Origin of the sequence: Aeromonas mytilicola subsp. aquatica (assembly GCF_044336385.1) — a bacterium.
Taxonomy (GTDB): Bacteria; Pseudomonadota; Gammaproteobacteria; order Enterobacterales; family Aeromonadaceae; genus Aeromonas; species Aeromonas rivipollensis.
In genome coordinates, this window is record NZ_CP172298.1 from 3142999 (window position 1) to 3155188 (window position 12190).

13 protein-coding genes and 1 riboswitch are annotated in these 12190 nt (G+C 61.1%); of the genes, 4 read left to right on the top strand and 9 right to left on the bottom strand.

Going from position 1 to position 12190, the window contains the following annotated elements:
* The 9 genes from moaB to moaA all read right to left on the bottom strand — a co-directional run bounded on the left by moaB (position 1) and on the right by moaA (position 8081).
* The gene (gene moaB, locus ACFWHB_RS14310; protein WP_106887335.1) at positions 1-507 is read right to left on the bottom strand and encodes a molybdenum cofactor biosynthesis protein B; all 507 of its coding nucleotides are present in this window, start codon (positions 505-507) and stop codon (positions 1-3) included.
* Between the two features lie 224 nt (positions 508-731).
* Positions 732-1322 (bottom strand): cytochrome c3 family protein, encoded by a 591-nt coding sequence (locus ACFWHB_RS14315; RefSeq protein WP_025326410.1) that lies wholly within the window; start codon positions 1320-1322, stop codon positions 732-734.
* Between the two features lie 12 nt (positions 1323-1334).
* Positions 1335-1790 (bottom strand): nitrate reductase cytochrome c-type subunit, encoded by a 456-nt coding sequence (locus ACFWHB_RS14320; protein WP_106887336.1) that lies wholly within the window; start codon positions 1788-1790, stop codon positions 1335-1337.
* Positions 1790-2665, bottom strand: a complete 876-nt coding sequence (gene napH / locus ACFWHB_RS14325) for a quinol dehydrogenase ferredoxin subunit NapH (protein WP_111913680.1) — start codon at positions 2663-2665, stop codon at positions 1790-1792. The genes ACFWHB_RS14320 and napH overlap by 1 nt, the downstream gene beginning before the upstream one ends.
* Positions 2662-3396, bottom strand: a complete 735-nt coding sequence (napG, locus tag ACFWHB_RS14330) for a ferredoxin-type protein NapG (RefSeq protein WP_289975535.1) — start codon at positions 3394-3396, stop codon at positions 2662-2664. Before napG ends, napH begins: the two co-directional genes overlap by 4 nt.
* 15 nt (positions 3397-3411) lie before the next feature.
* The gene (napA, locus tag ACFWHB_RS14335) at positions 3412-5901 is read right to left on the bottom strand and encodes a nitrate reductase catalytic subunit NapA (protein ID WP_168235444.1); all 2490 of its coding nucleotides are present in this window, start codon (positions 5899-5901) and stop codon (positions 3412-3414) included.
* A gap of 125 nt (positions 5902-6026) precedes the next feature.
* Positions 6027-6317 (bottom strand): chaperone NapD, encoded by a 291-nt coding sequence (locus ACFWHB_RS14340; protein ID WP_226989672.1) that lies wholly within the window; start codon positions 6315-6317, stop codon positions 6027-6029.
* 8 nt (positions 6318-6325) lie between these two features.
* A complete protein-coding gene (gene napF, locus ACFWHB_RS14345; RefSeq protein WP_395948718.1) occupies positions 6326-6835 on the bottom strand; it encodes a ferredoxin-type protein NapF in 510 nt (169 codons plus the stop codon).
* Between the two features lie 250 nt (positions 6836-7085).
* Complete coding sequence (gene moaA, locus ACFWHB_RS14350) at positions 7086-8081, bottom strand: GTP 3',8-cyclase MoaA (protein WP_106887341.1); 996 nt, start codon at positions 8079-8081, stop codon at positions 7086-7088.
* Positions 8069-8208: riboswitch (molybdenum cofactor riboswitch) on the bottom strand. Its footprint overlaps the gene before it by 13 nt.
* Positions 8209-8287: 79 nt before the next feature.
* Here moaA and narQ point away from each other — a divergent pair.
* The 4 genes from narQ to ACFWHB_RS14370 all read left to right on the top strand — a co-directional run bounded on the left by narQ (position 8288) and on the right by ACFWHB_RS14370 (position 12116).
* Positions 8288-10000, top strand: a complete 1713-nt coding sequence (narQ, locus tag ACFWHB_RS14355; RefSeq protein ID WP_106887342.1) for a nitrate/nitrite two-component system sensor histidine kinase NarQ — start codon at positions 8288-8290, stop codon at positions 9998-10000.
* Positions 10000-10638: a two-component system response regulator NarL gene (gene narL, locus ACFWHB_RS14360; protein ID WP_005325544.1), complete on the top strand. Its 639-nt coding sequence runs from the start codon at positions 10000-10002 to the stop codon at positions 10636-10638. The genes narQ and narL overlap by 1 nt, the downstream gene beginning before the upstream one ends.
* Positions 10639-10801: 163 nt before the next feature.
* Positions 10802-11227, top strand: coding sequence for a globin domain-containing protein (locus tag ACFWHB_RS14365; protein WP_395948719.1), 426 nt, complete (start codon positions 10802-10804; stop codon positions 11225-11227).
* Between the two features lie 313 nt (positions 11228-11540).
* Complete coding sequence (locus ACFWHB_RS14370; protein WP_106887344.1) at positions 11541-12116, top strand: LON peptidase substrate-binding domain-containing protein; 576 nt, start codon at positions 11541-11543, stop codon at positions 12114-12116.
* The last annotated feature ends 74 nt before the right edge of the window (positions 12117-12190 follow it).

Sequence of the window (12190 nt, forward strand, 5' to 3'; positions counted from 1 at the left end):
TCACAGATGGGACACGAAGTTGCACGGCCTGGTGCGGGCGTCCAGCTGATCCCGGATGAGCTGCTCCCAGCCGAGCTGGCAGGCGCCGGTGGAGCCCGGCAGGCAGCAGATCAGGGTGCGATTGGCGAGCCCCGCCAGGGCGCGGCTCTGCATGGCCGAGCCTTTTATCTCGGCGAAGGAGAGCTGGCGGAACATCTCGCCAAAGCCCTGTACGGTGCGCTCGAACAGCACCCCCACAGCCTCCGGCACCCGGTTCTGTTCATTGAAGCCGGTGCCGCCGTTGATCAGCACCACCTGCACCGCCTCGTCGACGATCCACTGGCTCACCTGGGCCCGGATCCTGAACAGGTTGTCGGCGCACAGGGCCCGATCCGCGAGCTGATGCCCCGCCTGGGTCAAAGCCGATACCAAGTAATCCCCCGAGCTGTCGTCGGCGGCGGTGCGGCTGTCGGAGACCGTCAGCACGGCGATCTTGAGAGGGATGAATTCGCTGTTTTTGGGTGCCATGTTTCTGGATGCCATAGGACAAATCCTGTCAATCATTCATTGACCACGAGAGGAGAAGAGGGGGACGCGTCACCCGGCCATGCCGGTCGGTGAATGCGCGCCGACAGGGGCGCCGCGTTGCCGGGGAGGGATTCTATCAAAAGATGTCTGGCTGAGGGGGTTAAAAGGCCCATAAAAATCAAAGGCCATCGAAGCGGCGCTATGCGCTTCGATGGCCCGGCACCTTAGAACCCTTCCACGCCCTTCATGTCAGGCAGCTGATGCGCTATCCCCTTGTGACAATCGATGCAGGTATTCTGACCGCTTGCCAGGTTGGTGGAGTGCATCTGGGCCGCCCGCCGCCCTTGCAGGGAGAAGTCCATGTACTCGAAGTTGTGGCAGTTGCGGCACTCGCGGGAATCCGTGTCCTTCATCCGCTGCCACTCCCGCTCCGCCATCTCCCGGCGGTGGGATTCAAACTTCTCGCGGGTATCCACCTTGCCGGTCAGCATGCCCCACAGCTCCTTGGAGGCCTGCACCTTGCGAATGATCTTGTAGGTCCATTCGTGGGGCACGTGGCAATCGGGGCAGCTGGCGCGCACCCCCGAGCGGTTGGCGTAGTGGATGGTGTCGCGGTACTCCACGAAGACGTTGTCCTTCATCTCGTGACAACCGGTACAGAACTTCTCGGTGTTGGAGGCTTCCATGGCGGTGTTGAAGCCGCCCCAGAAGATGACGCCGCCGAAGAAGCCCATCAGCAGCAGCACCCAGAGGGCCGCCTTCGAGGGGGATTTGAAGGTGGTCCACAGACGCTGGATAAAGCCAGGTAATTTCATCTAGTTGGCTCCTCAGTTCAGCGCTTCAACTGGTTTAAAGGTATTTTCCACCAGCGGCTTGGCATCCGCTTGCGGCACGTGGCACTGCAGGCAGAAGTAGCGACGGGGGGACACCTCGCCAAGGGTCATGCCGTCGCGGGTCTCGAAGTGCGTCGGGCTGATCTTGGGGGCCTTCATCTTGCTGGCGTTCTTGAAGCTGTGGCAGGCCAGGCACTTGTTGACCTTGTTGTCCACCTCGTAGTTGCGAGTATCGTGGGGGATCAGCGGCGGCTGATGCATGTACTGGCGATCATAGAGATCCCCATCCTTGCGATAGTTCTTCATGGGGGCCGCATCTGCCTCCGTGACCAGATCCGTACTCCCCCGCTCCGACTTGATCCCCCCCGTGCTGTTGGTGATCTCGGGGGTGGCTGCCATCAAGGAGCCCGCCATCAGGCAGGCCAGCATTGCTCCAATCAGCTTTTTCATTATTTGTTCTCCGACGTTTTCTCTGCCTTGACGGCAAAACCTGTAGTGATTTCGAAAACTTGCTCCGCGCAGACATCGATGCAACGGCCGCAGTTGGTACACTCCTGAGCCACAATCAAGGGCCCGTGACCGCGCCTGGCCCCGTGAACCGGGCCGCGCAGGATGGGACGCTCCGGGCAGACCGCATAACAATCCATGCAGTTGCTGCACCGCTCACGCCCCCTGGCAGAAATCTTGATAAACCCGACCCGGTTGACCAGGGCATAGAAGGCCCCCACCGGACAGAGATGACCACACCAGCCCCGCTCCACCACCAAGAGGTCGAACAGGAACAGGGCCACCAGCAGACCCCAACCCGCCCCCATGCCAAACAGCAGGCCGCGCATGGCCAAAGAGACCGGATTGACCAGCTCCCACACCAGCACGCCCGTGATGGCGGGCGCCACCAGCACCATGGCCAGCAGCCAATAGCGGGTGTTGCGGTTGAACTGGCCGTTGCCCTTGAGCCCAAGCCGGGCCCTGACCCAGGCGGCAGCGTCCGTAATGAGGTTGACCGGACAGACCCAGGAGCAGAACACCCGCCCCCCAACCAGCCAGTACCCCAGCAGCACCAGTGCCGCCCCGAGCCAGAGGGTGGTGATGGGCCAAAGGCCCGCCGCCACCGACTGCAGCAGAGTCAGGGGATCCGTGAGGGGCACCGTCTCCAGCAATAAAGAGCTGGAGAGGTTGCCCTTGAGGATCCAGACCCCCGCCAGCGGCCCCAGCAGGAAGAGCCCCAGCACGCCAAACTGGCTGAGGCGGCGCAGCAGCAGGAAGCGGTGGGCGCGCCACCAGCCCAGCCTGGCGCTGGCCTCGGCCCCCGGATAACGACTCATAGCCCCTCCGGTTTGCGGGTGGGCAGGGTGAGTCGCTCACCGATGAGGGACTTGCCCGCCTTGGCCTTCTCTTCCCAGCCGAGCCGGTAGTGATGACCGAGCTCACCCTTGGCGAGCCCATGGGGCACCACCTTGATGGCCGCCGTCTCCAGCACGCAGGCGTGCTCGCACTTGCCGCAGCCGGTGCAGATGTCGCTGTGTACAGTGGGCAGAAACATGGCGTGCTTGCCGGTGCGCGGATTGCGTTGCAGCTCTAGGGTGATCGCCTTGTCTATCAAGGGGCAGACCCGATAACAGACATCGCAGCGCAGGCCCAGATAGTTGAGGCAGGTCTCGTGATCGATGAGCACCGCCACCCCCATGCGCGCCTGATCGATGTCGGTCATCCCCTGATCCAGGGCACCGCTCGGGCAGGCCACCACGCAAGGGATGTCGTCACACATCTCGCAGGGGACGGCGCGCGCCTCGAAATAGGGGGTGCCCGTGGTCACGGGATCCAGCAGCCGGGCGAGCTTGAGGGTGTCGTAGGGACAGGCCAGGGCGCAGAGCCCGCAGCGCACGCAGGCACCGAGGAAGTCAGCCTCCCCCAGTGCCGCAGGCGGCCGCAGAGCCTGGGCGGGCACCGCCTGCGCCTGCTGGCGGGCCACAGTACCGAGCCCTGCCCCAAGCAGGCCCACGGAGCAGGCCCCCTTGGCGAGGTCTGCCAGGAACTGGCGACGGCTGCGACTCATCCCCCCGGCCCCGCCTTACGCCTTCATGACCTTGACGGCGCACTTCTTGTAATCCGTCTCCTTGGAGAGCGGATCCGTGGCGTCCAGGGTCAGCTTGTTGACCAGCTGGCTGGCATCGAAGAAGGGCATGAACACCAGGCCTTTGGGCGGACGGTTGCGACCACGGGTCTCGACCCGGGTCTTCACCTCGCCACGGCGGGAGGCGACTATCACCTCTTCGCCACGGCGCACGCCACGGGCCTTGGCATCTTCCGGGTGCATGAAGAGCACCGCATCCGGGAAGGCGCGATAGAGCTCGGGCACCCGGCGGGTCATGGTGCCGGTGTGCCAGTGCTCCAGCACGCGGCCGGTGGAGAGCCACATGTCGTACTCCTGATCCGGTGCCTCGGCGGCCGGCTCATAGGGCAGCGCGAAGATGACCGCCTTGCCATCGGGTTTGCCGTAGAAACGCACCCCTTCCCCCGCCTTCACATAGGGGTCGAACCCTTCGCGATAGCGCCACAGGGTCTCCTTGCCGTCCACCACCGGCCAGCGCAGGCCGCGCGCCTCGTGGTACTGATCAAACGGCGCCAGATCGTGACCATGGCCGCGACCGAAGGAGGCGTACTCCTCGAACAGGCCCTTTTGCACGTAGAAGCCGAAGTGTTCCGCCTCGTCGTTCAGCGCTCCCTTGCTCTGCTCTTTCGGGAACTGGTTGACCTGACCGTTGGCATAGAGCACCTCGAACAGGGTCTTGCCCTTCACTTCCGGCATCTTGGCGATAAGCTCGGCCGGCCACACCTCTTCCACGGTGAAGCGCTTGGCGAACTCCATCAGCTGCCACAAGTCGGACTTGGCCCCTTCCGGCGCCTTGACCTGCTGGTGCCAGAACTGGGTGCGGCGCTCGGCGTTGCCATAGGCCCCCTCTTTTTCCACCCACATGGCGGTGGGCAGGATGAGATCGGCGGCCTGGGCGGTCACTGTCGGATAAGGGTCGGAGACCACGATGAAGTTGGCCGGGTTGCGATAACCGGGCAGCCCCTCCTCGTTCATGTTGGGACCGGCCTGCATGTTGTTGTTGCACATCACCCAGTAGGCGTTGAGCTTGCCGTCTTTGAGCATGCGGTTTTGCAGCACGGCGTGATAACCCACCTGCTCGGGAATGGTGCCTTCCGGCAGCTTCCAGATCTTCTCGGCGATGGCGCGGTGCGCAGGATCGGTGACCACCATGTCGGCAGGCAGACGGTGGGCGAAGGTGCCCACTTCCCGCGCAGTGCCGCAGGCGGAGGGCTGGCCGGTCAGGGAGAAGGGACCGCTGCCCGGGGTGGAGATCTTGCCGGTCAGCAGGTGGATGTTGTAGCAGAGGTTGTTGGCCCAGACGCCACGGGTGTGCTGGTTGAAGCCCATGGTCCAGTAGGAGACCACCTTCTTGTCCGGATCGGCGTAAAGCTGGGCCAGTTTTTCCAGCTTATCTTTGGACACGCCGGAGAGCTTGGATACTGAGTCGACGTCGTAATCCGCCACGAATTTCGCGAAGTCCTCGAAGCTCATGGGGGTGGAGTCGCCGCTGTCCGGGTTCTTGGCCTTCTGCTGCAGCGGATTGGTCGGACGCAGGCCGTAGCCGATGTCGGTGACCCCCTTGCGGAACTGGGTGTGCTTGTTGACGAAGTCCCAGTTCACCTTGTCGTTCTGGATGATGTAGTTGGCGACGTAGTTGAGGATCGCCAAGTCGGTCTGGGGCGTGAACACCATGCCGTTGTCCGCCAGCTCAAAGCTGCGGTGCTCGAAGGTGGAGAGCACGTGCACCTGCACATCCGGGTTGGAGAGGCGGCGATCGGACATCCGCGACCAGAGGATGGGGTGCATCTCGGCCATGTTGGAGCCCCAGAGCACGAAGGCGTCGGCCTGCTCGATGTCGTCGTAGCAGCCCATGGGTTCATCCATGCCGAAGGTGCGCATGAAACCGACCACGGCCGAGGCCATGCAGTGACGGGCGTTGGGATCCAGGTTGTTGGTCCGCAGGCCCGCCTTCATCAGCTTGGCGGCGGCGTAGCCTTCCCACACCGTCCACTGGCCGGAGCCGAACATGCCGACCGCGGTCGGGCCCTTCTCCTTGAGGGTGGCCTTGAACTTCTCGGCCATGATGTCGAACGCCTGATCCCAGCTGATGGGGGCGAAGTCGCCATTCTTGTCGAACTTGCCATTGGTCATGCGCAGCATGGGCTGGGTCAGGCGATCCTCGCCGTACATGATCTTGGAGAGGAAGTAGCCCTTGATGCAGTTGAGGCCACGGTTGACCGGCGCATCGGGATCGCCCTGGGTCGCCACGACACGGCCAGCCTGGGAGCCCACCAGCACTGAGCAGCCGGTGCCGCAGAAGCGGCAGGGCGCCTTGTCCCAGGTGATGGCAGTCTTGTCGGTGCTGGTAATAAGGTTCGCCGCCAGGGTGGGGGCACTGACTCCGGCCACGGCAGCGGCTGCCGCCACCGCATTGGCCTTCATAAAGTCGCGTCGACTCAGCTTCATGACATATCCTCGCATTGCTTAATCACATCAATGACAGCCATTGTCACGAGCCGCGCTGGCTCAGCGTCATGGCGCTTTATTGCTTTCTTCGGGCATCGCGAACCTCGCGGCCCAGCCTCATGGCGCTATTCCCTGCCCTCGGCTTCGACTTCATCAAACTGGTGGTAGATCAGGGCGGCAGAGAGCACGCCCGGCATGGCATTGATCGCATCGATGGCCGCCATGATGGGGCGCTGGCTGGGCCCTTCCAGGGTCACCACCAGCTTGCCTTCGTCGCTGACGGCATGGATCTCGGCCCCGTCCAGAGCCGCAATCTGCTCTGCGAGCCGGTGACGCAAGGGGGGCTGGGTCAGTACCACCAGGCTGGATACATGGAACTCTTCTCGGGTCATATGGTTGTTTTCCAACTTGCTCATCCCTTGCTTCATGTGGACGCCCCCTGATGGGGGGCTCCCACCCTGATACTGCCGACCGGACAATCCGCCACGCAGGCACCACAGCCATTGCACGACTCGGTATGGATGCTGGGGGTGGGGACTCGCCCCAGCTGAGGAGAAAAACGGATGGCCTGCTGCTCGCAACTGTCCTGACAGCGCTGGCAGAAGACCTGGGCACTGGCCAGGCATCCCGCTTCGATGTGGGCCACATAGTCCCAGGGCGTCTGCGTCGTCGGCCTGAACACCGGCGCCTGGCAGGCGCTGACGCACTCGCCGCAGAAGGTGCACTCGCCACGCTGGAAATCCACCGTCGGGAAGCCACCGTCCCCCTTGACCAGGATCTGTTCCGGGCAAGCCGTCAGGCAGTCGCCACACCGGGTGCAATCGGCCACGAAGTCGGTCCAGGAGACAGACCAGGGCAGCTGTACCTCGGGTCTGGGCGCACTCAGTCGTCCTCGAAACAGGCTGCGGCGTGACAGATTGACCCCATCAGGCATATCAATTCCTCTTCACAGGACAGAATTCGAGTGCGGAGCCAGTGACTGGCATTTTCAATACCAATTATAAGCGTGGGTGTATATTGCGACTCTCACAAGTCCAGCGATATACCACCAGGGAGATAAACAGGGGGGATTATTGCGCTGGATCAAACCCTTGGCGCAATAAGGCAGCAGAGGGGCAAGGTAAATTACCCCTATGTGAGGATTGCTTATTAATCGATGGCTATTTTGCTCTGACGGCGAGCTCTCAGCCGCCGATGGAGGCGAGATGGGGGGTCATGCCGGCATTGCCCTCGTGCAGACGATGGGTGGCGGCCTTGCCGGTGAGCGCCTGGCGGATCCGCTGTTGCAGGGCCTCATGCTGGCTGTCGTCACCGAGCAGATCCCGCAACTCCACCCCGTTGTCACCGAACAGACAGAGGTGCAACTTGCCCACGGAGGAGACCCGCAGCCGATTGCAACCGGCGCAGAAGTCCTTGCTGTAGGGCATGATGAGCCCCACTCCCCCCATTGACTCAGGATGCATGAACACCTGGGCCGGGCCGTCGTCCACCGCGCGCAATTGCTGGATCCAGCCATTGCCAAGCAGTTGCTCCTTGATGAGCTCGCCGCTGGTGTGGTGATCGCGAAACAGGCTGTCCATCTCCCCGGTCTGCATCAACTCGATGAAGCGCAGCTCTATGGGCTTGTGCCTGATCCAGGCCAGAAACTGATCCAGTTGCTGGTCGTTGAGCCCCTTGAGCAGCACTGCATTGATCTTCACCGACTTGAAGCCGGCGGCCAGTGCCGCCTCTATCCCCTCCATCACCTCCGCCAGCTTGTTCTCGCCGGTGATCTGGTGAAACTGGCGCGGATCCAGGCTGTCGACACTGACATTGAGGGCATTGAGCCCGGCATCGAACCACTCCTGGGCCCGCTCCTTCAAGCGATAGCCATTGGTGGTCATGGCCACCTTCTCGATGCCGGGGGTATTGGCCACCGTCTCTATGATGGCGGTGAAGTCACGGCGCAGGGAGGGTTCCCCCCCGGTCAGGCGCACCTTGCGGGTGCCCATGGCGGCGAAGCCCGAGACGATGCGGCGTATCTCCTCCAGGGAGAGAAACGACTTGCGCCCCTCCTTGTTGCCATCCGGGGGGCGATAACCGTCCGGCAAACAGTAGGTACAACGAAAATTGCACACGTCGGTAATCGACAGGCGCAAATAGTAAAAGCGACGGGAAAAACCATCTTCAAGTGGCAACATAAACACCTTTCCAAATACGGGAGGCCAGGGCATTTCTTTCCTGACCCTTTCAGCTCGAACGACGGCTGACGGCGTTTTCCCCCTATCTCAATGACTTAGGCAAAAACGCTCGGAGTTCATCTAGTTTTTCGATGCTAGCACAAGTTGGAGTACACTCCCATGCTACTTTGTGGGGTCTTTGTCTGATCTGAAGGAAGCCAATCGGCATGGGAAAGTGGTTCAAAGTACACTCGGTCAGCAGCGCCATCGGCCGCTCCATGGTGCTGATCCTGTTCATGGCCAGCCTGATCGCCGTGGTGGCCATGGTCACCCTCTTCTACTCGGTACCCGATGCCAAGGCGATCAACCTGTCGGGATCATTGCGGATGCAGGCCTATCGCATGGCCTACGAAATCGAGAAGGATCAGGCCGTCCTCGGCCGACTCGACCAGTTCGAGCAGACACTGCACGCCTCCGAGTTGCAGGAGACCCAGCGCTGGATCACCCCCGCCTCCCTGCGCCGCACCTATGGCGAGGTGCTGCTGCAATGGCAGATGATGCGCGAACACATCGAGAACGCCACTCCCAGCCGCTATACCGACAACACGGAACAATTCGTCGCCGCCATCGATGACTTCGTCAACCAGATGCAATATCACGTGGAGTTCAAGGTGCGCATGCTGGCCCTGGCAGAGGGACTGGGCTTGCTCTCCATCATCACCATCGCCTGGTTCACGGTGCGTTTCACCCGCCAGCAGGTGGTGGCCCCCCTCAATCAGCTGGTCCATTGCGCCCGCCAGATCCAGCGCCAGGAGTTCGACCTGACCCTGCCCCCCCACTGCGAAAACGAGTTGGGGGAACTCTCCGGTGCCTTCGCCACCATGGCGGACGAGCTCGGCAAGCTCTATCGGGAGCTGGAGAGCAAGGTGGAAGAGAAAACCGCCAAGCTGCAGCAGGCCAACGACACCCTCTCCTTCCTCTATTCCACCGCCCAGAAGCTGCATGCGGCGCCGCTGAGCCGGCGTACCCTGCAAAAATTGCTGGAGCGGGCCGCCGCCCATCAGCACATAGACCATATCCGGCTGACCCGCTTCGAGCACAATGCCATGCCGGTCTACATCACGGGGCGCAAGGGCTGGCCCGGCGATCTGGAGGCCGTGGTGAGCTTCTATCTGCAGATGGATGATGAGGAGTACGGCCGGCTCGACATGATAAGCGAACACCCCATAGACGAGCGGCTGATGAAGAACTTCTCCATGTTGCTGGCCCAGGTGCTGCACAAGGATCAGACCCTGCTGCAACACCAGCGCCTGCTCTTGATGGAGGAGCGGGCCGTCATCGCCCGCGAGCTGCACGACTCGCTGGCGCAGGCGCTCTCCTACCTGAAGATCCAGTCCACCCTGCTCAAGCGCTCCGTCGCCAAGGGGGATAATGGCAAGGCAGAGGCCGCCATGCAGCAGATCGACGAGGGGCTCAGCAATGCCTATACCCAGTTGCGCGAGTTGCTCGGCACCTTCCGCCTCAGCATCGGCGATGCCAACCTCGGCGAAGCCATAGGCGTCATGCTGGAGCAGCTCAAGCCCCAGACCCGGGCCGAGATCAGGCTCCAATACGGACTGACCGATACGGATCTCGAGGCGGGGCAACACATTCACATCCTGCAGTTGATCCGTGAGGCAGTGCTCAATGCCATCAAACATGCCTGCGCCCAGCGCATTGACGTTAGCTGTGAGACCCTGGCTGATGGTAACATCCAGGTTCAGATTGCAGATGATGGTGTCGGAATAGGGGGCGCAAGCTCGGCGGTGAATCACTACGGTCTCAGCATCATGAACGAGCGTGCCAGCAAGTTGCACGGTCAGTTGACCATCAGTGAACCGCCCTCCGGGGGCACCCGTGTACACCTGACCTTTCCCACCAGCCTAACAAGAGACGCCTGATGGACGAGATGAAATATAGTGTTCTGGTCGTAGATGACCATCCCCTGATGCGCAAAGGCATTGTGCAACTGCTGGAGCTGGAAGATAACATCGAAGTGATAGGTGAGGCTTCTAACGGCACTGATGCCGTGGCCATGGCCAAGGAGTCGGAGCCGGACCTCATCCTGCTCGATCTCAACATGAAGGGCTTGTCCGGCCTCGATACCCTCAAGGCCCTGCGCGCCGAAGAGGTCACCTCCCGGGTCGTGATCCTGACCGTCTCCGACGCCCGCCAGGACGTGGTTGCCCTGCTCAAGGCCGGTGCCGATGGCTACCTGCTCAAGGACACCGAGCCCGACATGCTGCTGGGCCAGCTGGCCGATGTCATGACCGGCAAGCAGATCCTGAGCGAGCCGCTGCGCCCCTACCTCGAGAACATCTACGAGCTGGATCACCTGCAGCAGAAGCTGGAAAGCCTGACCCGCCGCGAGATGCAGATCATGCGCGAGATTGCCAAGGGTCTCTCCAACAAGCAGGTCGCCTCGGTGCTCCACATCTCGGAAGGTACCGTCAAGGTACACGTCAAGAGCCTGCTGAAAAAGCTCGAGGCCCAGAGTCGGGTCGAAGCCGCCGTCATGTACCTGGAGCAGCGCAACTAAGCTCCCGTTGCGCGCCCCATCTCATGCCAGCCAAGGCCCCGCCATCCCGGGGCCTTTTGCTGGCTACCTCCCTCCCCCGCCTCACAAAACGTCACCGTCCCCCGCATCTTATTGAGCAAATGAATTATTATGTTCAGGAGACGGCACATGGAGGGCACACGACATGACATCCGAACAGATCGAGCTGGTACAAAGGACATGGGGCAAGGTCACCGCACTGAACAACACCTATGTTCAGGAGGTATATGCGGAGCTGTTCCGACTGTCGCCGGAATTGATCAACCTCTTTCCCGATCCAGCGGGAATGCCGGTCGCCAAGGTGTCGGATACCCTGAATACGGTGATCACCAGCCTGGAGCAGCTGGATGCCTTGCGCTTCATCATCCGGGATCTCGGCAGACGGCATCAAAAATTCAAGGTGCAGTCACACCAGTTCGCCCTGTTGAAACAGGCATTGACCCTGGTGCTGGCACGTCGGTTGGGGGAGCATTTCACGCCAGCGCTCTCTGATGCCTGGTCACAGATGTACGACGAGATAGCCGCCCTGATGCTGGAAGGGCTCAGTCAGCCCACCGAATCCGTCGCCTAGCCGCCTCTGCCATCACGCCCGAGAGATCCTGCCGCTTAAGATGGACGGCAGATACGCATTTTGCAGGGGGATCATTTGCAATATGCGAACTCTGCCCCATTCTGCAGGTGGGGCATGTACGAGCCCCTACAAGGCCACCTGAATCCCTTCCTGAGTTGTCCCGTCCCTGCCATTCAATCAAATCTTAATAGCTTGATTACTAATGGATATTTAAATCACTGGCCTCATTTTCCTGCCGTTCCTCCATTTTCCCCGAGCTCTGGCACAGTCACTGCATTGTCATATCCAGATGCAACTTATCGGAGGATGGAACATGAAACTTCAACACCTGGCACTGTTCCCCTTGCCCTCACACATATTACCGGGCGGGAAGCTCCCCTTGCGCCTGTTCGAGCCTCGCCACCTGCAGATGCTCAAGGAGTCCTTCGTCGATGATCAGGGCTTTGGCATCGTCATGGAAGAGACCACCAGCACGGGCACCTGCGGACGCATACTGCCGGTCGGCACTCGTGTCAAAGTGACTGATTTCTATACCCTCAACGATGGCCTGCTCGGGGTCACAGTGCTCGGTCTGGAACGTTTCTGCATCCATGAAATGGAAACGGATGGCTCCGGATTGCGTCACGCTCAGGTGGAAACCCTACCCAACTGGCCGAGCGCGCACTCGGACTTCAGCGACAAGCAGCTGGTCAGCAGATTGCAGGAGGTATTTGAACAATATCCGGAACTGGATGAGCTCTACCCGGACAAGCAGTTCGACGATGCGGCCTGGCTCTGCCAGCGCTGGCTCGAGATCCTGCCCATGCCGATCTATGAGAAACAAATGTTGATTGCCAAACAAAACAGTGAAGCGGCGCGCCAGTTCCTGCGCCGACTGATCGCACAGTGAGTCAAGAAGTGGTTTGCAAAATGCGAAAATAACAACTGACAATTCTTACAATGAAACAAGACATTTGCATTTTG